Origin of the sequence: Streptomyces sp. NPDC087787, from assembly GCF_044743035.1 — a bacterium.
GTDB lineage: Bacteria > Actinomycetota > Actinomycetes > Streptomycetales > Streptomycetaceae > Streptomyces.
Window position 1 is genome coordinate 81,887 of sequence record NZ_JBIUVQ010000002.1, and the last position, 25,232, is coordinate 107,118.

A 25,232-nucleotide genomic window follows, 5' to 3' on the forward strand; every position below is an offset into this window, starting at 1 on the left:
CGCTTCCCTCGTGGCCCCGGCCGTGTCAGTCCTGGCCCGGAATCGGGGCGCCGGAGGGGACTCCGGCGGCGACGTACGCCTCGTAGAAGCCCTTCCACGGGGCGTGGACTCCGGCGTGCGGTCCCTCGAAGCGCTCGCCGCGCGCCCTGGCGTCCAGGGCGGCCAGGCAGACCTCCCAGCCGGCGCCGTTGCGGGCGGCGGTGTCCTCGGCGGCGAGGACGTCGGTGAGGGTGAGGCGGGTGTGCCGGTCGTCGAGTTCTTCCAGGTCGAAGTGGAGCTCGTCGCCGCCCCACGCGAAGGACAGGTGCCGGGGCGGGTCGACGGCGAGCACGGTGCCGGTGAACTCCTCCGCCCCCGGCTCCCCGCGGAAGGTGATGATGCCACCGGGCCGCAGGTCCATCTCGGCGCGGAAGGGGAACCACAGCGCGAGTTCGCCGGGGTCGGTCACGAAGTGCCAGACGCGGTCCACGGGATGGCCGTGGACGCGGGTGAAGCGAAGGGCGGGGCGGCCGTCGCCGAGCCGCAGAAAGGTGCCGGTGAGGTCCGCGGGCATGGGGATCAGTCCTTCGGGGTCTGCCTCGGAGGAGGGGTTGGGCGTCGACGGAATGTACCGGGCCGGGCCCGTGCGGGACGCATGGAACCGCCGGGCCGGGTACGCGTGGGGCAGAGATCCACCACCGGCCGCTCCGGCGGCCGCGTGGTTCCGCCCGAGGCGGACCGAACGAGGACAGGAGGCGGCCATGGCCGAGAAGCCCGGAAAGCGCGGGACCACCGGTGGCGACGGGCGACGCTCCGACCGGCCGGAGACGGCGGCAGGCGAGGCGCCGCGCGAGTTCGAGAACGCCGAGAGGGACGTCACCGGGACCGCCGGGCGGCGCCACCGGGGCGAGGCGGGCGACGCCATCACCCCGAACACCCGGGCCGAGGAGGAGTCCGAGGGCGACTGACCCGGCCGGTCCCGGCGCCTCTTGGGCCGGGAAGGACGGGGGTGGCCCGCCGGGCGTCGCGGGTACCCGTGGCCCATGACCGACGATCGGCGAGGACCCGAGCTGCCTCCCGCCCGTGGGCCGGTCTCCGCGGCCGTGACGGCGTACCTGCGGGGCACCGGTCCCCTGCCCCGTGCCGAGGACGCCGGCGGCGCGGCGGCCTACGGCGACGATCTCCAGCTCGCCCTGTACCTCTGCTACGAGCTGCACTACCGCGGTTTCGCGGAGGTCGACGCCCGGTACGAGTGGGACCCGGGTCTGCTGGCGGTCCGCTGGGCCCTGGAGCACCGCTTCCTGACCGCCCTGCGCGCCGACACGCCCGTGCACGACAGCCTCGACGACGCACTCGCGGATGTGCTCGTCGAGCCGGTCGAGGGCACCGGCGTCAGTCACTACCTGCGGGACGAGGGCACGCTGTGGCAGTTGCGCGAGTACGCGGCACAGCGCTCCCTGTACCACCTCAAGGAGGCCGACCCGCACGCCTGGGTGCTGCCGCGCCTGTGGGGCCGGGCCAAGGCGGCGATGGCGGCGGTCGAGTTCGACGAGTGGGGCGGCGGCCGCGCCGAGCGCGTCCACGCCCGGCTGTTCGCCGACCTGATGGCGGACCTGGGCCTGGACACGACGTACGGCCGACACCTGGACGCGGCCACGGCGGAAGCGCTGGCGACGGTGAACCTGATGTCCCTGTTCGGCCTGCACCGCGAGCTGCGGGGCGCCCTGGTGGGGCATTTCGCCGCGGTCGAGATCACCTCCTCGCCCGGCTCCCGCCGGCTGGCCGAGGCCATGCGCCGGACGGGCGCGGGGCCTGCCGCGCGGTTCTTCTACGACGAGCACGTGGAGGCGGACGCGGTGCACGAGCAGGTCGTACGCCATGACGTCATCGGCGGGCTGCTGGCCGAGGAACCGGAGCTGGCGTCCGACGTGGCCTTCGGCATCGACGCCACCGGGTACCTGGAGGACCGTTTCGGCGGGCGGCTGCTCGCCGACTGGCGGGCCGGCCGGTCGTCGCTGCGGACACCCCTTGCGGCGGAAACTACCGGTATCTCCTGAATGCCGGGGTACCCGCCGGATGTGAACGCACTGGTGCTTCCGGGTGTCTACGCCCCGCAGGACGACACCGCGCTGCTGGCCGAGGCCCTGTCCGACGAACCGTGGAAGCCGGGCGCACGGGTCCTCGACGTGGGCACCGGGAGCGGCGCGCTGGCGCTGGTGGCCGCCCGGAGGGGTGCCCGGGTGACGGCGGTGGACGTGTCCTGGCGCGCGGTGTGGACGGCCCGGCTCAACGCCCGGCTCAGCCGGCTTCCGGTCCGCATCCACCACGGGAACCTCTTCGGTCCGGTGCGCGGACGGTCGTTCGACGTGGTCCTGGCCAACCCGCCGTACGTCCCGGCCCCCGACACCCGGCGCGGGCCGCACGGCAGGCGCCGGGCCTGGGACGCGGGCCGCGACGGACGGCTCGTCCTGGACAGGATCTGCCGGGACGCGCCCCCGCTGCTGCGGGCCGGGGGCGTGCTGCTGGTCGTGCACTCCGCGCTGAGCGATCCCGACCTCAGCCTGCACCGGCTGCGCGCGGCCGGTCTCGAGGCGGCGGTGGTGCGCCGCCGCCGCATCGCATTCGGACCCGTACTGCGTTCGCGGCGCGGCTGGCTGCGGGAGCGCGGTCTGCTGTCCGCGGCGGAAGCGGCCGACGAGAAGGAAGAGCTGGTGGTGATCCGTGCCGAACGCCCGCCCGGACAAGGGTGACAACCCCAGCACCTCCGCGGATGGTCCGCGGCCCGACCCGCCCCGCCGGGTCACGATGCGGCGCCGCGGTCCGATCCTGGTCGACGGGCCGGTCGAGGTGGAACTGGAGGACGGCAGCACCGTCTTCTCGGACCGCTTCCGCGTCGCCCTGTGCACCTGCCGTCGCAGCCGCCGCTACCCCTGGTGCGACACCAGCCACCGCGACCGGGCGTAGCGGGCGCCTCACCTCGGGAGCACCGCGGCCTGTGCCAGGGGCCGGCGGGCGGCCCCACTCCGCCCGCCGGCCCCTGGTGCGGAATCGCCCCGTCCCCGCCGCAGGCCCCGCGCTCCCCAGCCACGGGACCTCCAGGCGCGTGCGGGACGCGCGATTCCGGCTCTCAGAACGTGAAGACGCTCGTCGTCGAAGCGCTCTTCACGCACTCGTTGGAGCAGGTGCGCTCGCAGGAGACGCGCCTGCCCTGCCACACGCCCTCGTCGCGGCCGGGTGGGTGCCGGAAGGCGTCGGGGTTCCGCATCGTGCGCTTCCTTCCGCTGGAAAGTCGTCGGGTGCCGGTGGAAAGTCGTCGGGTGCCGGTCCGGGCTCGGTCGTTGCCGGGGCGGTGTGCGGGAGTCTGCCGAGTCCGCGACGGAAACACATCTCGAACCCACGGATTTCAGTAACCTTGCGTATTGAATCAGTGGCGTGAAGTCACGGAACGCCGCCGCGACAACCCTTGGCCCACGGGCCCGACGATCATCGGATCCGGCCGAATGGCCTGTTTCCCCATGTCCGCCAATCGTCCTGAAACACTCCCGTTCCGCTCTCGGCGGACTGGTTCATGACCCCTTGTGTTCATGGTCGTGTCGCGTAATGGTCATTACATGATTACGACAGAGCAGCTGGAGAAAGTGCGCGGCTGGTTCGCCGGCCGGCTGCCGGACGATCTGTTCGAGGAACTGGTCGAGGTGGCGGTGGACCGCGAGGAGATCACCGTCATCGGCCGGATTCCCGCACCCCGGCTCGCCGAGGACGCCGGGGCCGCTGAGCGGGAGGCGGCCGTCGAGGGCCGGGTGCGGGAGTTCCGGGAGCGCACCCGCGAGGACCGGATGGCGGTGGCCCGCGAGGGCGAGCACCGCTTCGGCCGGAAGGTGTCCTGGGGCGTGGAGTGCGACGGGCGGCGCGCCCTGTTCACGCATGTCGCCGCGCCCGTCATGACGCGGCTGCGCCAGCCCGAGCGCCAGGTCCTCGACACCCTGATCGCGGGCGGCGTCGCCCGTAGCCGCAGTGACGCCCTCGCCTGGTGCGTGCGCCTGGTGCAGCGGCACACCGACGAGTGGCTCGGCGAACTGCGCGCGTCGCTGGAACACGTGCAGCGGGTCCGGGCGCAGGGGCCCGACGCCCGGCCCGAGGGCACCCACGACGAGGACACTCACGACGCTGAGGGATGAGCGGAGGGTGGAGGATTCGTCCAGTAGGGGCGGGAAAGATGGATGAACCGTCCTCTGGTGTGGTCCGGGTGCGGCGTCTTAGCGTCAGCGGACCCCCGAGAACGGTGATCTTTCCGCCGCACACCCCGCGCCGGCGAGCACCCGTCCGCCCGCCGCGCCACCAGGCGCTCCACCGCCGTCCTCCGATGGAGCCCCCATGTCCCCGCAGCAGTCACCGCAGGCCCAGCCGCCTGCCCCCTCCCCCGCCGCGCCGTCCCTCACCGAGGTCGAGACCCACGGCATCGAGCGCATCCCCGACGCCGACCGCTCCGCCCGGCCCCTGGACCTGTTCCGCATCGCCTTCGGCGGCGCGAACACCTTCTCCACCTGTGTCCTGGGCGCCTTCCCGATCCTGTTCGGCCTCTCCTTCTGGCAGGGCCTGGCGGCCACCGTCCTCGGGGTCGTCGCGGGCGCGCTGATCCTGTGTCCGATGGCGGTGTTCGGCCCCGTCAACGGCACCAACAACGCCGTCTCCTCCTCGGCGCACCTGGGTGTCCACGGCCGGGTGGTCGGCTCGTTCCTGTCGTTGCTGACCGCCACCGCGTTCTTCTCCATCTCGGTGTGGAGCTCCGGCGACGCCCTGGTCGGCGGCGCGCACCGGCTCTTCGGGCTGCCGCGCGGCACCGCGTCGTACGCCGTCGCGTACGCGGTGTTCGCCGCGCTGGTCCTCGTGGTGTGCGTCTACGGCTTCCGCTTCATGCTGTTCGTCAACAAGATCGCGGTGACCTCCGCGAGCGTGCTGTTCCTGCTCGGCGTCATCGCGTTCGCCGGCGACTTCGACCCGGGCTACGCCGGGGTGTTCACGGCCTCGGCGGACGCGGCCACACGGTCCATGTTCTGGCCGTCGTTCATCGGCGCGGCCCTGATCGTGCTGTCCAACCCGGTGTCGTTCGGCGCGTTCCTCGGCGACTGGTCGCGCTACATCCCGGCCGACGCCCCGCGCCGCCGCGTGGTCGGCGCCGCGTTCCTGGCCCAGATCGCCACCCTGCTGCCGTTCGTCTTCGGTCTGGCGACGGCGAGCATCATCGCCACCAAGGCCCCCTCGTACGTAGACGCCGACGCTCCGGACTTCGTGGGCGGACTGCTCGCCATCTCGCCGAGCTGGTTCTTCCTGCCGGTGTGCCTGCTCGCGCTGATCGGCGGCATGTCGACCGGCACGACCTCCCTGTACGGCACCGGCCTCGACTTCGCCTCGGTGGTCCCGTGGCTGTCCCGGGTGCGGGCGACGGTGCTGGTGGGCCTGCTGGCCTTCGCGTTCATCTTCATCGGCCGGTTCGCGCTGAACCTGGTGCAGTCGATCTCCACGTTCGCCACCATGATCGTCACCTGCACCACGCCGTGGATGGTCGTGATGATGCTCGGCTTCTGGACCCGCCGCGGCTGGTACGACCCGGACGCGCTCCAGGTCTTCAACCGCCGTCAGCGTGGCGGACGTTACTGGTTCACCCACGGCTGGAACTGGCGCGGACTGACCGCCTGGTGGGTGTCGGCGCTGATCGGGGTGCTGTTCACCAACATCCCCGGGCAGTTCGTCGGCCCCCTGGGCGACGTGGCGAACGGCGTCGACATCAGCCTGCCACTGTCGCTGGCGTCGGCCGCGGTGCTGTTCCTCGCGCTGCTGTGGCTGTTCCCCGAGCCCCGGGCGGTCTACGGTCCCGAGGGCCCGCGGCTGGTGCGTGCCGTCGACGTCCCGGTGCCGCCGGTCACCGGACCGGGCGCGCGGGACGGCGGCGCGGCGGCGGTGCCCGCGAAGGCCGGCTGACCGGTCCGGGAGGGCGGCGCGCCGCCGCCCTCCCGGACCTGCGGCGCCAGGCCCCAGGTGCGCGGGGCGTTGTCACACCCCGGGGATACGTTGGTGGGCATGACTCACTTCGTACTGGTGGCGGGCGCGTGGCTGGGTGCCTGGGCGTGGGACGAGGTGCTGCCCGGCCTGCGCGAGGCCGGGCACGACGTCCACGCCCTCACCCTCAGCGGTCTGGCCGAGAAGAAGGACCTGCCGGCCGGGCAGCGGACCCACGTCCAGGACATCGTCGGCCACGTGGAGCGCCGCGACCTGCACGACGTGGTCCTGGTCGGGCACAGCTACTCGGGCATCCCGGTCGGCCAGGCGGCCGAGCGGATCGGCGGCCGGCTGCGGCGCGTGGTGTTCGTGGACTCCGACGTGCCGGTCGACGGCCGGCCGTTCCTGTCGGGTTTCGACAGCGACGACGTCCGCCGTGCGCTCGACGCGCACGGCGGCTTCTGGCCGCCGCTGCCCCCGGACGACTACACCGGCCAGGAGCTGACCGACGGGCAGATCCACCGCATCGTCACCGTGGGCACACCGCACCCCGGCGCCACGCTCACCGAGCCGGCCGTGCTGCGGCACCCGGTCGGCGAGCTGCCGGCGACGTACGTCAAGTGCCTGCTGGACGGGCCAGAACCGATGCCCGCCGTGGCCGAGGCACTCAGGAGCGAGCGCTGGAATCTGGTGGAGATGGACACCGGCCACTGGCCGATGTTCTCCCGGCCCCGAGAACTGGCCGCGCTCCTGGCCGAGGCCGCGGCCCGGAACTGACGACCGGACGGTCCGCTCCGGGGGCTGCTGAGCGCTGCCGGCCGGCCGGTACGGTCGGGTGCACGCACCCACTCAGCGAGGCTCCCGGCCCCGCTCACGGGCGGCTTCCAGCCCGGCAAGAGGCGCGGCGCCGGAAGCCTTCCGTGCTGGGCCGACGCGTCGGGGCCCGGCGGCGGTCGCCTCGGATCACGCCGTGACGTCCGGTGGTGCGGGCCGGGGGGTGGGCGGGGCGCTCGTCCCGGCGACCGAGAGCGGGCCCGGAGTCACCGATACGGGCTCGGCCGACCAGCGCTGCGCGGCGGTGCCGTCGTCGACCTTGACGACGATGTCCGCCTCCGCCTGCGCCGCGGCGGTGGTGAGCGCGAGTCCTTCGCCCCAGCGGGGCAGCAACTCCCCCTGCGCGCTGATGTCGTAGCGCACGTCGGGGCCCCGCTCGTCACCGGCCTCGGCGCAGGTGCCGAGGACGACCACGCCCGCGTCCGCGTGCGAGTCCAGGCACAGGCCGGGGGCGGCGACGCTGCTCAGCAGCCCGTCGTCCTCCAGCGTCCACCGCTGGTTCCAGGCCGAGGAGCACTCGGCCAGTTCGGTGGCGGCTCCGGCCTTCGGCTCGCCCCGGACGGCCAGGCACAGTCCGGCCGCGGTGTTGCGCAGCCGGATCTCGTCGGGCGACGGGGACGGCACGGTGAAGCGGGGCGTCGCGGAACCGTCGGGCGGGGTGCGGGAGTCGGTGCCGTGCGCCGTGTCCCGCGCGCCGGTGGACGCGGCCGGGGCGGTGCCGTCACCGTGCGACCACAGGCTGACGCCGAGCACGGTCGCGAGCAGTGAGGCGGAGACGAGGCCGAGGCCGGTGCGCAGCGCCCGGGACGACCGCGGGCCGCCGGAGGCTCGGCGGCCCTGCGCGGCGAACCGCGACAGCGGCCAGCCGCGGCCGCCGCCGCCCGGCCGTCGTCCACCGTGCCGGCCGGAGCCCTTCGTGCGCGGGGTCTGTCCGGCGCGGCCCGGACGGGAGTCGACGTAGCGGCGGGCGCCCCAGCCGAGCACCGCCTCGGCGAGCAGCACGCCCGGCGCGTTCTCCAGCAGGCCGAGCTGCGCGGCGGCGTCCCGGCAGTAGCGGCAGTCGTCCATGTGCCGCTTGACGTCCGGCAGCAGGCCGCCGCCGCGGCGGATCGGCGCCTCCAGCAGCCGGTTGTAATACCGGCAGTCGTCGCCCGTCGCGAGTTCGCGGTGGGCACGCAGGCAGCCCTCGCGGAACTTGTCCCGGGCCTCTTCCAGCGTGCGGAGGGCGGTTTCCTCGTCCATGCCCAGCAACCCGGCCGGGACATCGAGCGGTTCGGCCTCGACCTCGGTGTGCCACAGCAGGCACCGGGCGGCCGGGACCAGGTTCTCGAAGGACCGCTGGGCGAGCCGGCGGTTGTCCGGGACCAGGGACGCGGCGGCCCGCATGCCCCGGCCGCCGGCGGGCTTGTGCAGCTCGGGCAGCGCGGCGGATATACGGTCCTCGGCGGCCCACAGCCGGACCGTGTCCCGCACGGTCAGCAGCAGCCGGGGGCGCAGCGCGACGCCGGGCTCGCCCACGGTCAGCCGGTCGAAGACCTGATGGAAGGCGGCCGAGGTCACCATGGCCGCGAGGGGCGCCGACGAGGCGAGGCAGATCACCGCATAGTCGTGGACGGGCTGCCAGTGGCGCGCGATCAGCAGGGCGACGCAGTGGGCGACTTCTTCGTCGGTGCTGCCGGTGAGCCGGGCGGCGATGGATTCGTCGGGCTCCCCGGGGACCCAGCCGGGCGGCGGGCTGGGGGGACGGGAGGGGTGGGGGGTGGGCACGAAAGACTTCCTTCGGTACGTACCGGTGTGGAGCGGGCCCGCGGGTCTGGCACACGGCCGGCGGACGAATCGGCTCGACTCCCCAACTGTCGCTTCAGAACCGGCCCTTGCCCACGCACGGACCGCTCAGCCTTGCACAGCTCATTGACGCGCAACAAGACATGCAGACAACACGGGCATCGTTGACGGAAATTCAGGAAGCGGGACGTCACCGGGGGCATGCGGCAAGGGCTGTCAGATCTCCCAGGAGCGCAGGCGGTCGGCGGCGCCGTAGACGTCGGTCTTGCCGGACATCAGGTCGCGGGTGAGGTCGACGAGGGCGCCGTAGGGCGGGTCGATGCCGACGCCGCTGACGTACATGTAGGCCACGGCCGTCGCGCAGGCGAAGCGGGCGTTGGCCGACGGCAGGGGTTTGAGCAGGGCGAGGGTGTGCAGCAGGGCGGCGGCCCGCCAGGCGGGGTCGGAGTCGACGCCGAGGCGCGGCGGGTCGACGCGGTGGCGGGCGACGGCGGCGACCAGGGCCGAGAAGTCGTCCACCGCGGGCTGGTCCGGCAGGACTTCCTCGTGCCGCTGGAGCAGCCAGGGCACGTCGATGTGGATGACGGGTGTCATCGGTCAGGCAGCCCGCCCCTCGCCCTTCGTGGCCGTCTCGTCCTCGGGAAAGGCCGTCGCGAACTCGTCCGCGTGTGCGGTGAAGAACCGCCGGAAGGCCTCGGCACCCTCCTGGAGGGCCCGGTGCCGGGCTATGTCCGCGGCGGCGGCCTCGCGTACGAGTGCCTTCATCGACGTGCCGCGTTCCTTGGCGATCTGGCGCAGGTCCTCGAGCTCGCGGTCGCTGAACTCCACATTGAGAGCTGGCATGACCCACACGGTACCGCGCGGGTACTTTCCCGTAAATACCCGCTGGTCACGGCGATGGGAAGGTGGTACCGAGGGCGGGTCCGCAGCCGTGGGGGGCGGCGCCGCCGCGCCACTGGGGGCGCGGCGGCGTTCCTCCTGGTGGTCCGGCCCGCTCACCCGCGTCCGGGGTGGGTGGCCGGAACAGCCGCTAGTGGCCCTGGTCCGCCGCGAAGGAGGCCATCCAGGCCAGCGCCGCGTTCCAGTTGATGGCCGTCTCGTTCGTCGACCAGGACTCGATGTCGTCGATGTAGCAGAACTGGCCCACGCAGCCCTGGAGTTTGCTCTGCGCGTACGGGTCCTGGATGCTGGAGTTGGCCCCGCCGGCGACGGTGCCCTTCGGCGGGTTCGGCAGGCTCGGCTCGAGCTCGTGGGCGTACCAGCGGCTGTGCTGGTTGTGCGAGCTGACCGTGCCGTAGCCGGTGACGTAGGAGATGTTGAGGGCGTTGCGGCCCAGGATGTAGTCCATGCTCTGCACCGCGCCGTCGCGGAACTTCGTGGCGCCGTCGAGGTCGTAGGCGGCGGCGAGGACACGGGCGTTGTTGAGGATCTGGCTGTTGGAGCCCCAGTCGTACATGTTGCCGGCGGGCGCGTACGGCATGCCGTAGGGCTGCGCCTTCAGTGTGGCCAGGTACTTGCCGGCGCCCTTGATCACCGACTGGCGCACCTTCTCACGGCCGGGCAGCCCGCTGGGGACGGTGGCGAGGTCGAGGCGGGCGGGCACCGCGGTGGCGGCCCAGTCGAAGCTGACGTTCCCGAAGATGTCGGCCGTGTGCAGGGGCGACTTGGTCACGTAGTCGGCGAACTGCCGCTCACCGGTGGTGAGGTACAGCTCGGCGGCCGCCCAGTAGAACTCGTCGGTGGCGTTGTCGTCGGGGTACGCGCCGCCACCGATGCCGTCGTCCGGGTCGGGGTACACGGCGGGGTGGGCGAGCGCGGCGGACCAGGCCGTGCGCGCGGCCCGCAGGGCCTTCGCCGCGAAGGCGCGGTCGTAGGGCTCGTAGAGGCGGGCGGCCTGCGCGGCGGTCGCCGCCAGGTTCAGGGTCGCCTGGGTGGTCGGCCGGTGCAGTTCGCGCTTCTGCGGGTCCTGGCTGGGCAGCAGCGGCAGTCCCGTCCACTGCTCGTCGTGGACCTTGCTGTGCGCCATGCCGGCCAGCGGCTGCCCGGCCGGCACCTGCATCTTCAGCAGGAACTCCAGCTCCCAGCGGGCCTCGTCCAGGATGTCGGGCACCTTGTTCCCGCTCTCCGGGAGGGCGAGCGTGCGGTCACCGAGGCTCGCGGGCCGGGCGGTGCGCGCGTGCAGGGTGCGCTCGTAGGTGCTCAGCAGTCCCCAGGTGGTGATGCCGCCGTTGACGACGTACTTGCCGTGGTCGCCGGCGTCGTACCAGCCGCCGGTGACGTCCAGTGTGTAGTCGCACAGGCCCGGCTGGCAGGGCACCTTGGAGTCGCCCTGGTTGGGGGCGGCGTTCAGGTGGCCGGCCGGGCGGCCGTAGCCGGGCCGCAGGTCCTCGCGGATCGCGATGCCGCTGCGCTGGGTGTAGTAGTGCTTGAGCGAGTCCAGGCGGAGCTGGTCGTAGATGCCGGTGCCGATGTCGAACGGGTGGCTGGTCTCGCCGTCGGCGACCAGGGTGAAGCCCTTGCCGCTCCCCCGGTACCCGCCGAAGTCGATCGAGTGCACCTTCTGCCCGGAGGAGACGTCCGTGCCGCGCGGCGCGCTCCAGCCGTGGGCCACGTCCTTCCCGCGGGCGTCGCGCAGCCGCCAGGGCAGCTTGGCGCCGGCGTCGGTGACCAGCGTGGCGTTCTTCGGGCCGCCGGGCAGATAGCCGACCTGGTTGACCCTCACCCGCGGCCCCGTGTCGGGCTCGTAGACCTCCGGCGGCACCCCGCCGAGGAGTGACACGTCGTCCAGGCAGAAGCGCCAGGGGTCCGCGGTGCCGCCGAGCTGGAAGGCGACCTGCCCCTGGGTGGTGTCCACGGGGGAGGTGAAGGTGTAGGAGTAGACGTTGCCCGAGACGCTCAGCTGCGGGCTCACCTCGAACCAGGTGTCGTACGGCGCCACCGAGAGCCCCGCGAGCGCCCGGACGACGTGCGCGTCGGGGGTGCCGGTCGCCGAGAACGACAAGCGGTAGCTCTCGCCCTTCACCAGGGTGATGTCGTTCTGTCCGACGGCGGCGTCCCAGCGGTTGGCGGTGCCGCCGGGCACGTCGGCGCACAGCCGGCCGTCGGAGAGGCCCGCGGTGACGTTGCTGGTCCACCACGGCTCGGTGGTGGTGTCGAAGGTGCCGTTCCTGACCTGCTCGACCTCGTCGGCCAGGGCCTGCGGGGCGGACGGCAGCGTGGTGAGGGCCGCCGCGAGCAGGGCTGCCACGGACAGCAGGGTGGTTCTGCGTCGTTTCACGTCTGGGCTCCTCGGAGGAGGGTACGGACCACACCCATGGGAGCGCTCCCAAGGGTGGACGCACCATGCTTGTTCGCAGCCATGACATCCGTCAACGGTCCTGACGGGACGTATTGCCTCCGGCAGGGGGGTCGCCGTCCGTACGGCGCCGGCAGGCACTAGGCTGGGACGGAAGTGACGCACCTGTTAACTGTGAGTGTGCGCGATGGAGTGGCGACGATGAGCCCCGTGTATCCGTTCGACGACGCGGCCACGGCCCGGGCTGTCGTCGACGAGCACGGCGTCCTCGTCGAGTGGAACGAGGGCGCGCGCCGGCTGCTCGGCTGGGCGCCCGAGGAGGTGCTGGGCGAACGGGCGGCGAACCTGCTGGACGACGGCCCGGTCAAGGCCCTTCCCGACGCGCCCCGCTGGAACGGCACGCTCACCGTGCGGCACCGCGACGGGCGCGCGCTGCCCGTCTGGATCCTGGCCCACCACCGGCGCCCGGAGGACGGCGGCAACTGGCTTCTGGTCACCCCGCTGGAGGGCGGCGGCCCCCCGGACCCCGACGACCCCCTGGCCCGGGCCGAACTCATCCAGTCGCCCTGCGCGGTGGCGATCTACGACGAGCGGCTGCGGCTGCACGGGATGAACACCGCGATGGCGGACGTGGTCGGGATGCCGGCCGACCGGCTGCGGGGCCTGCGTATCTCCGAGATCGGCGGCCGCCGGCAGAGCGAGGACTTCGAGTGGCACATGCACCAGGTCCTCGCCACCGGCCGGGGCAACGACGTGCGGACGTATGTGCCGATAGGCGGCGACGGGGAGGTGAGCGCCTGGCTGGCCCGGATGTCCCCGATCACCGACCGGCAGGGACGGGTGCGCGGAGTGTGCGTCGCCGCGCACGACTTCACCGAGCAGTACCGGGCGCGCGAACGGCTCCAACTGGTCAACGAGGCGAGCGTGCGCGTCGGCACCACCCTCGACGTCGTCCGGACGGCGCAGGAACTCGCCGACGTCTGCGTGCCCGCCCTCGCGGACTTCGTCAGCGTCGACCTGCTCGATCCGCCCGAGCACGGCGGGGAACCCCTCACCGGGCCGGTGACGACGCCGGTCGTGCTGCGCCGGGCCGCCCACGCCTCCATCAACGCGGGCAGTCCCGAGGCGCTCGCCGTCACCGGGCGGACCGAGCTCTACCCGGCCACCTCGCCCCAGGGCGCCTCCCTGGTGACCGGCCACTCCGTGGTGATCTCCAAGGAGTCCGGCGACCTCGACAAGTGGCTGTCCTGGGACCCGGTGCGCCGCATGCACTCCCAGGAACTCGGCGTCCACGCCGCGATGTCCGTGCCGATCCGGGCCAGGGGCGTGACCCTCGGGGTCGCCGTGTTCAGCCGGTTCCGGCAGCCCGCCCCCTTCATGCCCGACGACGTGCTGCTGGCCGAGGAGGTCACGGCCCGCGCCGCCGTCTGCATCGACAACGCCCGCCGCTACTCCCGCGAACGGGAGACCGCCCTCGCCCTCCAGCGCAGCCTGCTGCCCCGCAGCCTGCCGCGCACCGCCGCGGTGGAGGCGTCCTCCCGCTACCTCCCGGCGGCCCGGGCCGGGGTGGGCGGCGACTGGTTCGACGTGATCCCGCTGTCCGGGACCCGGGTCGCCATGGTCGTCGGGGACGTCCTCGGGCAGGGTGTGCAGGCCTCGGCCAGCATGGGCCGGCTGCGCACCGCCGTGAGCACCCTCGCCGACATCGACCTCGCCCCCGACGAACTGCTCACCCATCTGGACGACGTGGTGACCCGGCTGTCCGCCGAGGCCGGGGCCGAGGGACGGCCCGGCGAGGTCGGCGCGACCTGCCTGTACGCGGTGTACGACCCGGTCTCCCGGCGCTGCACGCTCGCCCGCGCCGGGCACCCGCCGCCGATGCTGATCCCGCCGGACGGCCCGCCCCGCCGGGTGGAGCTGCCCTCCGGACCGCCCCTGGGCCTGGGCGGGCTGCCGTTCGAGAGCGTCGAGCTCCAGCTGGCCGAGGGCAGTGTGCTGTGCTTCTACACCGACGGGCTGGTGGAGAGCCGCGAGCGGGACACCGACGCCGGCCACCGGCTGCTGTGCGAGGCCCTGGCCGCCCGCGACGGCTCCCTGGAGGAGGCCTGCGACCGCGTCCTGCGCACCCTGCTGCCCGCGGGCAGCGCCTCCGACGACGCGGCGCTGCTGCTGGCCCGCACCCGCGCCCTGCCGCCCTCCCAGGTGGCGACCTGGGACATCCCCGCCGACCCGTCGCTGGTCGCCCCGGTCCGCAAACAGGTCGTCGACCGGCTCGACGACTGGGGTCTGAGCGAGGCGGCGTTCACCACCGAACTGGTCGTCAGCGAGCTGGTCACCAACGCGATCCGGTACGGCACGCCGCCCATACGCCTCCGCCTCATCCACGACGAGGCGCACCTGACCTGCGAGGTGTCCGACACCACCCACACCGCTCCGCATCTGCGCCGGGCCAAGTCCTGGGACGAGGGCGGCCGCGGCCTGCTGCTGGTCGCCCAGCTCACCCGGAGGTGGGGCAGCAGGCACACCGCCGAGGGCAAGACGATCTGGGCCGAGCTGGGCCTGCTCGACGACGAGTGAGCCCGGCCGGGTCTCAGGATCCGTCGGCCAGCCAGGGCCGCACCCGCCGGCGCGCCTCGTGCAGCCGCGACTTGAACGTGCCGAGCACAACGCCCGCCCGTTCGGCGGCCTCGGCGTACTCCAGCCGGCAGATGTCCCGGTACACCAGCGGCGCCACCAGATGGGGATACTCCCGCTCCAGCCGGTCCAGCGCCTCCAGCAGGTCCACCCGCGAGCCCGCGATGACGCTCGTGGTGCGCGGGTCGGCGTACGTCGCGGGCTCGATCCGCGCGGGCTGCTCGGCGGCGCGGCGCTTGAGCTCCCGGTACTTCTGGCGGCAGCAGTTGGCGACGACCGTGTACAGCCAGGTACTGAAGCGGCTGCGGCCCTCGAAGGAGGTGATCCCGCGCGCGATCCGGAGCAGTACGTCCTGCGCGGCCTCCTCGGCGTCCTCGCGGCAGGGCAGGAAACGCCCGCAGCGCCCGACCACCTCGGGCCGGACCTGCTGGAGCAGTGCCTCCAGCGCGGCGCCGTCACCGGCGGCGGCTCGGCGGGCGAGGTCTTCGACCGGTGCGGCGTTCTGCACGACAAGGCCCCCTTTGCGTCGATCCCGCGGCAGGCATGATAGTCGCATGCACTCCCTCGAGCGGATCGGCCGCTACCGGCTCGAACGGCGCCTGGGCACGGGCGCCTTCGGCACGGTGTGGCTCGCCCACGACGACGAGCTCGAGGCCCCCGTGGCCGTCAAGGTGCTCGCCGAGAACTGGTCCCACCGCCTCGACGTGCGCGAACGGTTCCTGGCCGAGGCACGGCTGCTGCGCAGGGCGGGCTCGTCCCGGGTGGCTCAGGTCTACGACATCGGCGAACTCCCGGACGGCAGACCGTACTTCGTCATGGAGTACGCCGACGCCGGCACCCTCGACGACCTGCTCACCGCCGGCCCGCTGCCGGTGCCCGAGGCCCTGCGGCTGACCGCGCTGGCCGCCCGCTCCGCGCACGCCCTGCACGAGGCGGGCATCGTGCACCGGGACGTCAAGCCGAGCAACGTGCTGCTGCGCACCGCGCCGGACGGCACCCGCCGGGTACTGCTCGCCGACCTCGGCCTCGCCAAGAGCCTGGCGCAGGCCTCGGGGCTGACCCTGGCGGCGGGTTCGGCCGGGTACCGGCCGCCGGAGCAAGCCGGACCCGGCGCGGGCATCGACGCGCGGGCGGACGTCTACGGCCTCGGCGCGGTCGGCTACCGGCTCGTCACGGGCACCGTGCCCGCCGAACCCGGCGCGGTGATACGGCCCGAGCGGCTGCGGCCGGGCCTCGACCCCGGCGTCGCCCGGGCCCTGACGCGGGCCCTGGAGCCGGACCGCGAACGGCGCTGGCCCACCGCCAAGGCGTTCGCGGACGAACTGGAGCAGCTGGCCTCGGCCCCGGCGTCCGCCGTCCGCCCCCGCGGGCGGTCCAGGACCGCGGTGCTCGCCGCCGCCGTGGCCGCCGTCGCCGTCGCCGGCGCCGTTTTCGCCCGGGTGGACCTGCCGTCCTCGGCGTCCGGGGTCGACGTCGAGGACGCCACGGGCCGGATCGCGGTGCGGGTGCCGGACGGCTGGGGGCGCCAACTGCGCGACTCCGGCTGGAACCCGGCGGCGCTGGGGCTGCCCGCCGGGCACGAGCCGGGGCTCGCCGTCGCCGGCGACCTGACCCGGTGGCAGGACCTCGGGGCCGACGTGAGCGGGGTGTTCGCCGGCCTGAGCGAGCGCGGCGACGTCATCGCCCGCGTCGACGCGCTCGGCCATCCGGACTGCCACTACGACGGCGCCCGCGCCTACACCGGCGGGCGGTGGCACGGCCGGGTCCGGACCTGGAGCGGCTGCCCCGGCGGCGGCCGGCTCACGGAGACCGCGCTGGTCCCGGCGGGCGGCGGGCAGCCGCAGGTGTACGTGCAGATCCGCCAGCACGGCGGCGGCGACGCGACCGACGGCGTACTGCGCTCCCTGCGCGTCACGTGATCCCGCGGGACCTCGTACGGGCGAGGGCGGCTTGACCCGTTCGGGCGAGGGCCGCCCGGGCTCCGCGCGGGAAAAGTCACCGGGAGAGACGCGCGGACGGCAGTCACCGGAGAAGGACGCGGGAAGAAGTCCCGGAAAAAGGGTGCGAACGGTCGCGAACTTTTCGCCCGGTCCGCGCATCGGACACTCATGACGGCGCACCCGGCGCCGGAGGCACGCGGTCACCGCGTGCGAGCGACCCAGGAGTGTGGAACATGGCGCACAAGTCCCCGTCCGCCCGCCGGGCGGCCCTGCTCGTCGGCGCGGTCGCCGTACTGGGCCTGCCGTTGACCGCCTGCGGCCACGGCAGCGGCGCGAGCGGCGCTCCGCAGAGGGTGTCCGGCACCGCCGCGCCCGCGACCGGCGACACCACCCCCGGGACGGCACCCGGTACGGAACCCGGCACGGCACCCGGCACGAGCTCGGCTCCCAGCGTCGGCGCCGCGCCCCCGAGCGGCACGGCCACCTCCGCCCCGGGCACCGCCCGGCACACGGGCGGCACCGCCGCCCCCGCCGCGAGCACCCGCTGCCACACCTCCGAACTCAGGGCGTCGGTGGGCCGCGTGAACCCGGGCGCCGGGCAGGAGAACTTCCCGGTCGTCCTGACGAACACCTCCGGCCGCACCTGCACCGTGCGCGGCTATCCCGGCGCCGCCTTCGTGGACGCCTCCGGCAGGCAGCTCGGCCCGGACCCGAAGCGGTCCTCGGGCACGCCCACCACGGTGACGCTGAAGCCCGGCCGGAGCGCCTGGGCGGGACTGACCTTCTCCAATCCCGGGGTGAGCGGGGCAAGGACGGCGACGCCCGCGGCGCTGATCGTCACGCCGCCCGACGAACGCGACCACCTCACGGTGAAGTGGACGGCCGGCCAGGTGCCGGTGGGCGGCAACGCCTCCTCGGTGTTCCTGACGGTCTTCAGCCCCGGCACCGAGCCCTGACCCGGCCCGTCCGCGGCGCTCTCACGCGAAGGTGGGCACGGTCCTTTGCTTTGATGGGCGTGCACCATCGGTCACGTCCTGAGGAACACCGCTCTGAACACCCCGCTGGCCGAGGCACTCTCGGTCGTCCTGCTCGTCGCCGTGCTCGCCTGGGCCGTCGTCCGTCCCCTCGGCTGGCCCGAGGCGGTCATGGCCGTGCCCGCCGCCGGGATCGCCGTCGCCACCGGCGCGATCCGCCTCGACCACGCGCGGGCCGAGGCGGAGCGGCTGGGGCCGGTGGTCGGGTTCCTCGCCGCGGTGCTGGTGCTCGCCCACTTCTGCGACGTGGAGGGGCTGTTCCAGGCCTGCGGGGCGTGGATGGCCCGCCGGTCGCGCGGCCGCCCGGTGCGGCTGCTGACCTCCGTGTTCGCGCTGGCGTCCGCCATCACCGCCGTGCTCAGCCTGGACGCCACGGTCGTGCTGCTGACGCCGGTCGTGTTCGCCACCGCCGCCCGCACCGGCGTACGGCCCAAGCCGCACGTCTACGCCTGCACGCACCTGTCCAACACGGCGTCGCTGCTGCTGCCGGTCTCCAACCTCACCAACCTGCTGGCGTTCGCGGCGAGCGGGCTGAGCTTCACCCGGTTCGCGGCGCTGATGGCGCTGCCGTGGCTGGTCGCGATCGGCGCCGAGTACGTGGTGTTCCGGCGTTTCTTCGCCCGCGACCTGGCCGCGGCGGTGCCCTCACCGCCCACCGGTGAACCGCCCGAACTGCCGCTGTTCGCCCTGGTCACCGTGGCCTGTACGCTCGCCGGGTTCGTCGTGGCCTCCGCGTTCGGCGTGGCACCGGTGTGGGCCGCGCTGGCGGGGGCGCTGGTCCTGGCCGGGCGGGCGCTGCTGCGGCGCAGGGCGACCGCGCTGAGCGTGGTGCGGGCCGCGGCACCGGCCTTCCTCGCCTTCGTGCTGGCCCTCGGCATCGTGGTCCGCGCGGTGGTCGACAACGGGCTCGCCGGGGCGCTCGGGCGCGTCCTGCCCGGCGGTACGGGGCTGCCCGCGCTGCTCGCCGTCGCCGCGGTGGCGGCCGTGCTCGCCAACCTGATCAACAACCTGCCCGCGGTGCTGGTCCTGCTGCCGCTGACCGCACCGGCCGGACCGGGGGCGGTCCTCGCCGTCCTGCTCGGCGTCAACATCGGCCCGAACCTCACCTACGCCGGGTCCCTGGCGACCCTGCTGTGGCGGCGGATCGTGCACCAGCACCAACACGGGGTGGACCTGAGGGAGTTCACCCGGCTGGGCCTGCTGGCCGTGCCGGCCGCGCTGGTGCCCGCGGTGGTGGCACTGTGGGGAGCACTCCGGATTCTGTGAGGGTGGAGGAGGCCGAGCGGATGCGTGTGATCACCTGGCTGGTGGAGGGCACCTGGCCCGCCTGCGTGGACGCCGTACGCACCCATGCTCCGCACGCGTCCGACGTCGTCCTGCTGCACGTCAGCGGGCCGGACGTGCCCGCCGTGGCGCACGGGGCCTTCGCCGGGCTGCTCGGCCGCGGCGGTGCCGAACGCGACCCCGGCGACCTGCTCACGGACCTCGGCGGTACGTCGGCGGCGGAACTCCTCGAGGCTGCGGCGGCCCGGCTGGGGCGGCCGTGCACGCTGGTGGAGCGGCGCGGGCGGGTGGAGCGTGAGGTGGTGGCGGCCGCGGAGGACGCCGACCTGCTGGTGCTCGCCCGCGACGGCGACCGTGGGCGGCTCGGCCCGCACAGTCTCGGCCCGGCCGCGCGGTTCGCCGTCGACCACGCGCCCTGTGCGGTGCTGCTGGTGTGGCCGGAGGCGGCCCCGGACCTCACGACGATGCCCCCTCCCCCGCCCCCGCGCCACCGCTGACGTCGTTCAGCGGCCGCCGCCGTGGTGGCGGTGCCTGTCCCGGTCGTTCCAGGAGCAGGGGTGGCCGTTTGAGGAGCAGCCGTCCGCGGCGGGTGTGCCCGCGTCGGCGGCCGGGGGTGGCGGGGTGGTCCGCGGCGTGATGCCGGCCGGTGTGCCCGGTTCCGCCGAGTCCGACGGGCCGGGTGCCGGGGCCGGGGGTCCGGCCGACGAGCCGCCGTCCAGGTCCCAGTTGACCACCTCCATCTGGAGTTCCGGCATGGTGGTGTCCATCGCCCAGCGCTGGGTGTCGCTCTTCACGCGGGTCTTGAGCACGAGGGCGCCGCCGCCGTCGGTGGCGGCGGGCGTCAGGGCCAGGTCCTGGTCGAAGCGGGGTACGAGGGTGCCCTGAAGGGTGAAGTCGTAGCGGATGTTCTTGGCGCCGGGCCGGGAGACGTCCACGCAGGGGGCGAGCCGTACCGAGTAGCCGAGGTGGGAGTCCAGGCACAGGGCGGGCGCGGCGCCGCTGCGCAGCAGTCCGTCGGTCTCGTAGACCCATTGCTGGCCGGGTGCCGAGGAGCAGGCCGTCAGCTCGGTCTCGGCGCCTTCGACGGCCTTCCCGCCGACGGGGCCGACGCACAGCCCGGACGCGGCGTTGTGCAGCCGTCCGCGCAGGGTGCCCCTGGCCGCCGTCCCGGCTCCGGTCCAGGACGGTCCGGAGGCGGAAGCGCCGGTGCCGGGCGGCTCGGTGGGCTTCTGCCCTTCGGCGCGCGCAGGGGCCCCGTCCCCGGAGCCGAGCACCGCCCACAGCGCGAACGGCAGCACGACCAGCCCGCTCACCGTCGCCGCGGCGATGGCCACGTTCCGCCGCCGCGCGACCCGCCGCGCCGCCTTCCGCGCCACCCGCCCCCGGCGTGCCGCCCTGCCCCCCGGTCCCGCTGCCGTGCCACCGCGCTCCGCCGGGCCCGGTTCCCCGCCCGGCCCGGCCCCCGGACCGCGCGCCGGGGTGAGGGTCGGCGGGCCGGAACCCCAGGGCTCGGCGGAGGAGGGAGCCCCGAAGGGCACGGCGTCGGACGCCTCCGGGACGAGCTGCCCGCCCGGGGTGGGCGGGACCGCGCGGAGGGCGCCGGGCGCCGGGGGGCGGGCCTGATCGGCCGCCGGCGGTGCGGACGGATCCGGCGGCGCGAACAGTTCGCCCTCAGCCGGTACGCCCGACACGGACTCGGGGTCGCGGGACCCGGCGGGGGAGGGCGGGTTCGCGCCCAGGGCACCGCCCTGGCCCGCCACGCCGGGCCGCCGCCCCGGGTACGCCTCGCCGGCCGCCACCGGAGCGGACGGACCCGATGCCAAGAACGGGTCCCCGGCCGACGCGGACTCCGTAGCGGGCAGGGTGGCGGGGAGGGCGCCGTCCCGGTCCGTCGCGCCGGGCCGCCGCCCCCGGTACGCGTCACCGGCCGCCGGTGGGCCGGGCGGGTTAGGGGCGAAAAGGTCGTCACCTGCGCGTGTCTTGGGCCGTGTCGGTGTGAAGGGCTCGCCCCCGGTGGGCGCGGTTCGCTCAGGGGCCGGTTCCGTCGGGGCCGGGGGGCCGGCCAGGCAGTGGGCGCGGTAGCCGGCCGCGCCCCAGCCGAGGACGCCCTCGGCCAGCGCGGCGCCCAGGTCTCCGTTGAACTGGGCCAGTTGGCCGGCGGTCTGCCGGCAGTGCGTGCAGCCGGCCAGGTGCGTACGCAGGTCGGGGTCGACGTGGACGCCGCCGCGCCGGTGGGTCACGTCGAGCAGCCGCAGGTAGAGCAGGCACTCCTGCCGGGGTGCGATCTCGCGGTGGACCTGGAGGCACTCCTCACGCAAACGCTCCCGGGCGCGCTCGAGTTCGAGGCGCGCGTCCTCCTCGTCGAGGCCGAGAAGCCGGGCCGGCGTGGCGAGCGGCTCGGCCTCGACCTCGGCGTGCCACAGCAGGGCGCGGGCCGTCTGCGGCAGCCGCTGGAACGCCCGCGACAGCAGCCGCCGGTCGCCCGGCGGCAGCAGCCGCGCGGCGATCCGCTCGCCCTCGGCGTCCGCGGCCCGCAGCTCGGGGTGCAGCATCTCCCGGCGGTGGTCCGTACTCCACTCCCCCGCGAGCCGCCTTACGGTGACGAGCAGTTGGGGCCGCCAGGCGGCCGTCGGACCGGACTGCCGCAGGGACTGGCCGAACAGCCGGGTGAAGGCCGCCGTGGTGAGCATGCCCGCGGGATGGGACCCGTCGGTGCACAGCCGCGCGTAGGCGAAGGCCGACTCCCAGTGCCGGTCGAGGAGTTCACCCACCGGCAGCAAAGCGGGCGAGGCGCCCGTCCACTTCCGGAGTTCGGCACTCAACTGCTCGTCCGTGGTACCGAACGGAGCGGGTGACGTGGGGGAATTGGACATGCCCGGGTCTTTCACGGCTGCATTCCTCCATACACACCGCGGACTTGGTCCATACCAAAAGTCCGTGCCGAAGAAGGCGTGCGACATCTCGAACGTCCCCCGCTCAGAGGGAGGACCATGGCCTGCTCGCCGACTGGCCACACCTTTGCACAGGCCGGCGGCGAGCAACAAGGGATCACACAGTTTTGTGCATAATGCTCTCGGCGCCCCGCGTTGACCTATTGTCAATTCCCGCGGATGGAATGCGATTACTACCCGATGCACACGGCAATTTCCGCCCTCAGTGACCGCTGACGGCGTGCGGCGTGTAGGGTCCCTCCAGTTCCTCGGCCTCCTTGTCGCTCAGCTCCAGTTCGACGGCGGCCACCGCGTCCCGCAGGTGTTCCGGCCTGGACGCGCCCACGATCGGCGCCGTGACCGTGTCCTGGCGCAGCAGCCAGGCGAGGGCGACCTGGGCACGCGGCACCCCGCGGTCACCGGCGACGCGGGTGACGGCCTCGACGATGCCGCGGTCGCCCTCCGCGTAGAGCCGGCCGCCGAAGGCGTCGGTGACGCTGCGCTCGGTGGTGGTGCCCCAGTCCCGGGTGAGACGGCCGCGGGCCAGCGGGCTCCACGGCAGTACGCCGACGCCCTGGTCGGCGCACAGCGGCAGCATCTCCCGCTCCTCCTCGCGGTAGAGCAGGTTGTAGTGGTTCTGCATGGAGACGAACCGGGTCCAGCCGTGCAGCCGGGCCGTGTACTGGGCCTTGGAGAACTGCCACGCGTACATCGAACTCGCCCCGATGTAGCGGACCTTGCCCGCCCTCACCAGGTCGTGGAGCGCCTCCATGGTCTCCTCGACCGGTGTGTGCGGGTCCCAGCGGTGGATCTGGTACAGGTCGACGTAGTCGGTGCCCAGCCGGCGCAGGCTGTGGTCGATCTCCGTCATGATCGCTTTGCGGGACAGTCCGCCGCCGTTGGGCCCCGGCCGCATCCGGCCGTGCACCTTGGTGGCGAGGACGACGTCGTCGCGGCGGGCGAAGTCGCGCAGCGCGCGGCCGACGATCTCCTCGCTCGTGCCGTCGGAGTAGACGTTGGCCGTGTCGAAGAACGTGATCCCCGCCTCCAGCGCCTGCCGGATCAGCGGGCGCGACGCCTCCTCGTCGAGCGTCCACTCGTGCGAACCGCGGCCGGGCACGCCGTAGGTCATGCAGCCCAGACAGATCCGCGACACCTCGAGGCCCGTCGAACCGAGCTTCACGTACTGCATCGTTGCTGCTCCTGTCGCTGAGTGGATGCGGTTGTCCTAGGTGCGGTCGTCCTTGGTGCGTGCCTCGGTGGCGTCGCCGGTCACGGGCCGGGGCTGCCCGCGGGCGTCCGCGTCACGGACGTGTCCAGCAGGTCCAGTACCCGTTCCCAGCCGAACTCGGGGCGGCCGCCGCCCGGCGCCGGCTCGCCGGAGAACGGCTCACCGAAGCGGACCCCCATCCCTCGCAGGCGGACGAGGCTGTCGCGGTAGGCGGGGTGGGCGGCGAGGGTGTCGGAGACGCACGGCAGGACCGCGACCGGGACGCCCAGGCCGTACGTCTCGCACAGGGTGGCCAGGGCGAGGGTGTCGGCGATCCCGGCGGCCCACTTGTTGAGGGTGTTGAAGGTGGCGGGCGCCACGGCCACGGCGTCCGGCGGCGGGAACGGGCGCGGGTCGCCCGGCGTGCGCCAGGCCGACCGTACGGGGCGGCGGGTCTGCGCCTCGACGGCGGCGGTGTCGAAGAAGCCGCCCATGGCGACCGGGGTCGCGATGACACCGACCTCCCAGCCCCGCTCCTGCGCGGCGGTGATCAGCTTGCTGACGCCCTCGGCGATGCCGGCGGCGCAGACGACGACGTAGAGGAAGGGTTTCCCGGGCGCCGTCCCGGCGTTCTTCGCGGGCGGCGCCTCCGAGGACTGCTGGGCCTGTTCGCTCACCCGGGAACCCTAGTCAATCCCCCGCCGCCGGGGCCACGGGGCGACGCGACGGGCACCGGACGGGCCGGCCGGCCGCCACGTCGGCCCGACCCCACGGCGGCGGGCGGCGCGGCTTGGCCCCCTACCCGTCCTCGGACACCGTGATGGCACTCACGGGGCAGGCCCTGGCGGCCTCCCGGACCATCGGGTCGCCGGCGCCGTCCTCCCGGCCGGGCAACAGGTCACTGAAGCCGTCGTCGTCCTGGGTGAACACCCCTGGGGCGGTCAGGGCGCACTGTCCGGCGCCGATGCAGCGGTCCTTGTCGATCTCGATGTGCATGACGGCAGCCTCTTACCAGCTGACGGGGAGTTCCAGCATCCCCTGGATGGTGTCGCCGGGTTTGAAGGGGATTTCCTCCGGTGGGGCGGCGAGCCGGAGCGTGGGCAGCCGTTCGAGGAGCGTGCGCAGGGCGATCTCCAGTTCGGTGCGGGCGAGGTTCTGGCCGAGGCACTGGTGGATGCCGAAACCGAAGGCGACGTGATGGCGGGTCGAGCGGTGGAAGTCGAGGGTGTCGGGGGCCGGGTAGACGTCCTCGTCGCGGTTGATGACGGAGGTGGAGAAGACCACGCCGTCCCCGGCCCTGATGGTGGTCCCGGCGATCTCGATGTCCTCGGTGGCCTGCCGCAGCAGTCCGTCCGCGATGGACAGCATCCGCATCAGTTCCTCGACGGCGGCCGGCAGCAGCGCGGGGTCGGCGCGCAGCTCGGTCAGCCGTTCGGGGTGCAGCAGGAGCGTGTAGGTGCCCAGGGAGATCATGTTGGCGGTGGTCTCATGGCCCGCGACCAGCAGGATCATCGCCAGGGCGGTCAGTTCCTCGCGGTCGAGCTCGCCCTCGTTCAGGCGCTGCTGGACGAGTTCGTCCAGCAGGCCGTCGCCGGGCCGGCGCCGCTTCTGGTCGATCAGGTCCTCCAGGTACGCGGCGAGCCGGTCCCGGGCGTCCTGCGTGTCCTCGGCCGCCGGTCCGCGCAGCAGCCGCCTGGACTGCTCCTCGAAGAACTCGTGGTCGGCGTAGGGCACGCCGAGCAGGGCGCAGATCACCATGGACGGCACCGGCAGCGCGAAGGAACGCACCAGGTCGGCCGGGGGTCCCTGCGCGATCATCGCGTCCAGCAGTTCGTCGACGATCTCCTGGATGCGCGGCCTGAGCTCGGTGGCGCGCCTGAGGGTGAAGCTCGGGATCATCATCCGCCGCTGGGTGCGGTGCTCGGGGTCGTCGACGCCCAGGAGCGCCGGCTTGCGGTCGCGGAACGCGGCGAAGCGAGGGGTGGTGGCCGGGAAGCCCGAGCGGGTGCGGTCCGTGGACAGGCGGGGGTCGACCAGCAGGTCACGGGCGACGGCGTGGCCGGTGACGAGCCAGGCGGGGCGGCCGTCGTAGAGCCGGATGCGGGCGAGCGGCCGTTCGGTGCGCAGCGGGTCGTACCCGGTGGGCGGGTGGTACGGGCAGCTCCGGTCCTGGGGGAAGGAGACGGGATCTGACAGCTCGGTCAGGTCTGTCGTGTCTGTCATGGAAGACCTCGCAGACGAAGGATGCGTCGTGCCGATCTTCATTAGATGCCCGGGGCATCCAGTGCACGACATGAAGTTCGGCCAGAT

General features: G+C 73.9%; 24 protein-coding genes. 12 read left to right on the forward strand and 12 right to left on the reverse strand.

Annotated features, from left to right (window positions below; genetic code table 11):
* Nucleotides 1-25: 25 nt before the first annotated feature.
* The gene (locus ACIOWN_RS04430; RefSeq protein WP_362348533.1) at nucleotides 26-553 is read right to left on the reverse strand and encodes an SRPBCC family protein; all 528 of its coding nucleotides are present in this window, start codon (nucleotides 551-553) and stop codon (nucleotides 26-28) included.
* Between the two features lie 187 nt (nucleotides 554-740).
* On the opposite strand from ACIOWN_RS04430, the gene ACIOWN_RS04435 reads away from it, so the two are divergent.
* From ACIOWN_RS04435 to ACIOWN_RS04450, 4 genes are all read left to right on the forward strand, one after another.
* Nucleotides 741-947, forward strand: a complete 207-nt coding sequence (locus tag ACIOWN_RS04435; RefSeq protein WP_362348532.1) for a hypothetical protein — start codon at nucleotides 741-743, stop codon at nucleotides 945-947.
* Nucleotides 948-1,022: 75 nt separating this feature from the next.
* Complete coding sequence (locus ACIOWN_RS04440) at nucleotides 1,023-2,036, forward strand: iron-containing redox enzyme family protein (RefSeq protein ID WP_401980332.1); 1,014 nt, start codon at nucleotides 1,023-1,025, stop codon at nucleotides 2,034-2,036.
* Nucleotides 2,037-2,729, forward strand: a complete 693-nt coding sequence (locus tag ACIOWN_RS04445; RefSeq protein ID WP_362348528.1) for a HemK2/MTQ2 family protein methyltransferase — start codon at nucleotides 2,037-2,039, stop codon at nucleotides 2,727-2,729.
* The gene (locus ACIOWN_RS04450) at nucleotides 2,701-2,943 is read left to right on the forward strand and encodes a CDGSH iron-sulfur domain-containing protein (RefSeq protein WP_362348526.1); all 243 of its coding nucleotides are present in this window, start codon (nucleotides 2,701-2,703) and stop codon (nucleotides 2,941-2,943) included. Before ACIOWN_RS04445 ends, ACIOWN_RS04450 begins: the two co-directional genes overlap by 29 nt.
* Nucleotides 2,944-3,106: 163 nt before the next feature.
* On the opposite strand, the gene ACIOWN_RS04455 is transcribed toward ACIOWN_RS04450, so the two are convergent.
* Nucleotides 3,107-3,244: a hypothetical protein gene (locus ACIOWN_RS04455; RefSeq protein ID WP_401980334.1), complete on the reverse strand. Its 138-nt coding sequence runs from the start codon at nucleotides 3,242-3,244 to the stop codon at nucleotides 3,107-3,109.
* A 346-nt stretch (nucleotides 3,245-3,590) separates the two neighbouring features.
* Between ACIOWN_RS04455 and ACIOWN_RS04460 the strand changes: the two genes are divergently transcribed.
* The 3 genes from ACIOWN_RS04460 (at nucleotide 3,591) to ACIOWN_RS04470 (ending at nucleotide 6,753) form a co-directional block, all read left to right on the forward strand.
* Complete coding sequence (locus ACIOWN_RS04460) at nucleotides 3,591-4,157, forward strand: hypothetical protein (protein ID WP_362348524.1); 567 nt, start codon at nucleotides 3,591-3,593, stop codon at nucleotides 4,155-4,157.
* 196 nt (nucleotides 4,158-4,353) lie between these two features.
* Entirely contained in the window at nucleotides 4,354-5,958 is a 1,605-nt protein-coding gene (locus ACIOWN_RS04465; RefSeq protein ID WP_362348522.1) for a cytosine permease, read from the forward strand.
* Between the two features lie 99 nt (nucleotides 5,959-6,057).
* Nucleotides 6,058-6,753: an alpha/beta fold hydrolase gene (locus ACIOWN_RS04470; RefSeq protein WP_401980336.1), complete on the forward strand. Its 696-nt coding sequence runs from the start codon at nucleotides 6,058-6,060 to the stop codon at nucleotides 6,751-6,753.
* A 186-nt stretch (nucleotides 6,754-6,939) separates the two neighbouring features.
* Here the strand turns inward: ACIOWN_RS04470 and ACIOWN_RS04475 are convergent, their stop codons facing one another.
* The 4 genes from ACIOWN_RS04475 to ACIOWN_RS04490 form a co-directional block, all read right to left on the reverse strand.
* A complete protein-coding gene (locus ACIOWN_RS04475) occupies nucleotides 6,940-8,577 on the reverse strand; it encodes an RICIN domain-containing protein (RefSeq protein WP_362348518.1) in 1,638 nt (545 codons plus the stop codon).
* A gap of 234 nt (nucleotides 8,578-8,811) precedes the next feature.
* Entirely contained in the window at nucleotides 8,812-9,189 is a 378-nt protein-coding gene (locus ACIOWN_RS04480; protein ID WP_326805618.1) for a toxin Doc, read from the reverse strand.
* A 3-nt stretch (nucleotides 9,190-9,192) separates the two neighbouring features.
* Nucleotides 9,193-9,438 carry a hypothetical protein gene (locus tag ACIOWN_RS04485; protein ID WP_100571383.1) on the reverse strand — a complete coding sequence of 82 codons (246 nt, stop codon included), beginning with the start codon at nucleotides 9,436-9,438 and terminating at the stop codon, nucleotides 9,193-9,195.
* Between the two features lie 187 nt (nucleotides 9,439-9,625).
* A complete protein-coding gene (locus ACIOWN_RS04490) occupies nucleotides 9,626-11,872 on the reverse strand; it encodes a glycoside hydrolase family 9 protein (protein WP_362348516.1) in 2,247 nt (748 codons plus the stop codon).
* A gap of 219 nt (nucleotides 11,873-12,091) precedes the next feature.
* On the opposite strand from ACIOWN_RS04490, the gene ACIOWN_RS04495 reads away from it, so the two are divergent.
* A complete protein-coding gene (locus tag ACIOWN_RS04495) occupies nucleotides 12,092-14,467 on the forward strand; it encodes a SpoIIE family protein phosphatase (protein ID WP_401980337.1) in 2,376 nt (791 codons plus the stop codon).
* A 13-nt stretch (nucleotides 14,468-14,480) separates the two neighbouring features.
* Here ACIOWN_RS04495 and ACIOWN_RS04500 read toward each other — a convergent pair whose 3' ends face one another.
* The gene (locus tag ACIOWN_RS04500; protein ID WP_362348512.1) at nucleotides 14,481-15,032 is read right to left on the reverse strand and encodes an RNA polymerase sigma factor; all 552 of its coding nucleotides are present in this window, start codon (nucleotides 15,030-15,032) and stop codon (nucleotides 14,481-14,483) included.
* Between the two features lie 46 nt (nucleotides 15,033-15,078).
* Here ACIOWN_RS04500 and ACIOWN_RS04505 point away from each other — a divergent pair, with 46 nt between their 5' ends.
* From ACIOWN_RS04505 to ACIOWN_RS04520, 4 genes are all read left to right on the forward strand, one after another.
* Complete coding sequence (locus tag ACIOWN_RS04505; RefSeq protein ID WP_401980340.1) at nucleotides 15,079-16,443, forward strand: serine/threonine-protein kinase; 1,365 nt, start codon at nucleotides 15,079-15,081, stop codon at nucleotides 16,441-16,443.
* Nucleotides 16,444-16,697: 254 nt separating this feature from the next.
* Complete coding sequence (locus ACIOWN_RS04510) at nucleotides 16,698-17,420, forward strand: DUF4232 domain-containing protein (RefSeq protein WP_401980343.1); 723 nt, start codon at nucleotides 16,698-16,700, stop codon at nucleotides 17,418-17,420.
* A gap of 141 nt (nucleotides 17,421-17,561) precedes the next feature.
* The gene (locus tag ACIOWN_RS04515; protein ID WP_401980345.1) at nucleotides 17,562-18,764 is read left to right on the forward strand and encodes an arsenic transporter; all 1,203 of its coding nucleotides are present in this window, start codon (nucleotides 17,562-17,564) and stop codon (nucleotides 18,762-18,764) included.
* A gap of 20 nt (nucleotides 18,765-18,784) precedes the next feature.
* The gene (locus ACIOWN_RS04520; protein ID WP_362348508.1) at nucleotides 18,785-19,279 is read left to right on the forward strand and encodes a universal stress protein; all 495 of its coding nucleotides are present in this window, start codon (nucleotides 18,785-18,787) and stop codon (nucleotides 19,277-19,279) included.
* Between the two features lie 6 nt (nucleotides 19,280-19,285).
* Here ACIOWN_RS04520 and ACIOWN_RS04525 read toward each other — a convergent pair whose 3' ends face one another.
* The 5 genes from ACIOWN_RS04525 to ACIOWN_RS04545 all read right to left on the reverse strand — a co-directional run bounded on the left by ACIOWN_RS04525 (nucleotide 19,286) and on the right by ACIOWN_RS04545 (nucleotide 25,145).
* Nucleotides 19,286-21,655, reverse strand: a complete 2,370-nt coding sequence (locus ACIOWN_RS04525; RefSeq protein ID WP_362348506.1) for a ricin-type beta-trefoil lectin domain protein — start codon at nucleotides 21,653-21,655, stop codon at nucleotides 19,286-19,288.
* Nucleotides 21,656-21,935: 280 nt separating this feature from the next.
* Complete coding sequence (locus tag ACIOWN_RS04530) at nucleotides 21,936-22,904, reverse strand: aldo/keto reductase (RefSeq protein ID WP_362348504.1); 969 nt, start codon at nucleotides 22,902-22,904, stop codon at nucleotides 21,936-21,938.
* A gap of 80 nt (nucleotides 22,905-22,984) precedes the next feature.
* Nucleotides 22,985-23,599: a flavoprotein gene (locus ACIOWN_RS04535; RefSeq protein ID WP_401980350.1), complete on the reverse strand. Its 615-nt coding sequence runs from the start codon at nucleotides 23,597-23,599 to the stop codon at nucleotides 22,985-22,987.
* Between the two features lie 121 nt (nucleotides 23,600-23,720).
* Nucleotides 23,721-23,918 carry a ferredoxin gene (locus ACIOWN_RS04540; RefSeq protein ID WP_362348500.1) on the reverse strand — a complete coding sequence of 66 codons (198 nt, stop codon included), beginning with the start codon at nucleotides 23,916-23,918 and terminating at the stop codon, nucleotides 23,721-23,723.
* 12 nt (nucleotides 23,919-23,930) lie between these two features.
* The gene (locus tag ACIOWN_RS04545) at nucleotides 23,931-25,145 is read right to left on the reverse strand and encodes a cytochrome P450 (RefSeq protein WP_362348498.1); all 1,215 of its coding nucleotides are present in this window, start codon (nucleotides 25,143-25,145) and stop codon (nucleotides 23,931-23,933) included.
* Nucleotides 25,146-25,232 lie beyond the last annotated feature (87 nt).

What these genes read in the sequence shown, in the direction of transcription:
- ACIOWN_RS04485 (WP_100571383.1), bottom strand. Translation starts at nt 9,438, where the DNA reads ATGCCAGCTCTCAATGTGGAGTTCAGCGACCGCGAGCTCGAGGACCTG.
- ACIOWN_RS04530 (WP_362348504.1), bottom strand. Translation starts at nt 22,904, where the DNA reads ATGCAGTACGTGAAGCTCGGTTCGACGGGCCTCGAGGTGTCGCGGATC.
- ACIOWN_RS04455 (WP_401980334.1), bottom strand. Translation starts at nt 3,244, where the DNA reads ATGCGGAACCCCGACGCCTTCCGGCACCCACCCGGCCGCGACGAGGGC.
- ACIOWN_RS04470 (WP_401980336.1), top strand. Translation starts at nt 6,058, where the DNA reads ATGACTCACTTCGTACTGGTGGCGGGCGCGTGGCTGGGTGCCTGGGCG.
- ACIOWN_RS04545 (WP_362348498.1), bottom strand. Translation starts at nt 25,145, where the DNA reads ATGACAGACACGACAGACCTGACCGAGCTGTCAGATCCCGTCTCCTTC.
- ACIOWN_RS04510 (WP_401980343.1), top strand. Translation starts at nt 16,698, where the DNA reads ATGGCGCACAAGTCCCCGTCCGCCCGCCGGGCGGCCCTGCTCGTCGGC.
- ACIOWN_RS04430 (WP_362348533.1), bottom strand. Translation starts at nt 553, where the DNA reads ATGCCCGCGGACCTCACCGGCACCTTTCTGCGGCTCGGCGACGGCCGC.
- ACIOWN_RS04540 (WP_362348500.1), bottom strand. Translation starts at nt 23,918, where the DNA reads ATGCACATCGAGATCGACAAGGACCGCTGCATCGGCGCCGGACAGTGC.
- ACIOWN_RS04440 (WP_401980332.1), top strand. Translation starts at nt 1,023, where the DNA reads ATGACCGACGATCGGCGAGGACCCGAGCTGCCTCCCGCCCGTGGGCCG.
- ACIOWN_RS04505 (WP_401980340.1), top strand. Translation starts at nt 15,079, where the DNA reads ATGCACTCCCTCGAGCGGATCGGCCGCTACCGGCTCGAACGGCGCCTG.
- ACIOWN_RS04435 (WP_362348532.1), top strand. Translation starts at nt 741, where the DNA reads ATGGCCGAGAAGCCCGGAAAGCGCGGGACCACCGGTGGCGACGGGCGA.
- ACIOWN_RS04465 (WP_362348522.1), top strand. Translation starts at nt 4,354, where the DNA reads ATGTCCCCGCAGCAGTCACCGCAGGCCCAGCCGCCTGCCCCCTCCCCC.
- ACIOWN_RS04495 (WP_401980337.1), top strand. Translation starts at nt 12,092, where the DNA reads ATGAGCCCCGTGTATCCGTTCGACGACGCGGCCACGGCCCGGGCTGTC.
- ACIOWN_RS04445 (WP_362348528.1), top strand. Translation starts at nt 2,037, where the DNA reads ATGCCGGGGTACCCGCCGGATGTGAACGCACTGGTGCTTCCGGGTGTC.
- ACIOWN_RS04525 (WP_362348506.1), bottom strand. Translation starts at nt 21,655, where the DNA reads ATGTCCAATTCCCCCACGTCACCCGCTCCGTTCGGTACCACGGACGAG.
- ACIOWN_RS04520 (WP_362348508.1), top strand. Translation starts at nt 18,785, where the DNA reads ATGCGTGTGATCACCTGGCTGGTGGAGGGCACCTGGCCCGCCTGCGTG.
- ACIOWN_RS04460 (WP_362348524.1), top strand. Translation starts at nt 3,591, where the DNA reads ATGATTACGACAGAGCAGCTGGAGAAAGTGCGCGGCTGGTTCGCCGGC.
- ACIOWN_RS04480 (WP_326805618.1), bottom strand. Translation starts at nt 9,189, where the DNA reads ATGACACCCGTCATCCACATCGACGTGCCCTGGCTGCTCCAGCGGCAC.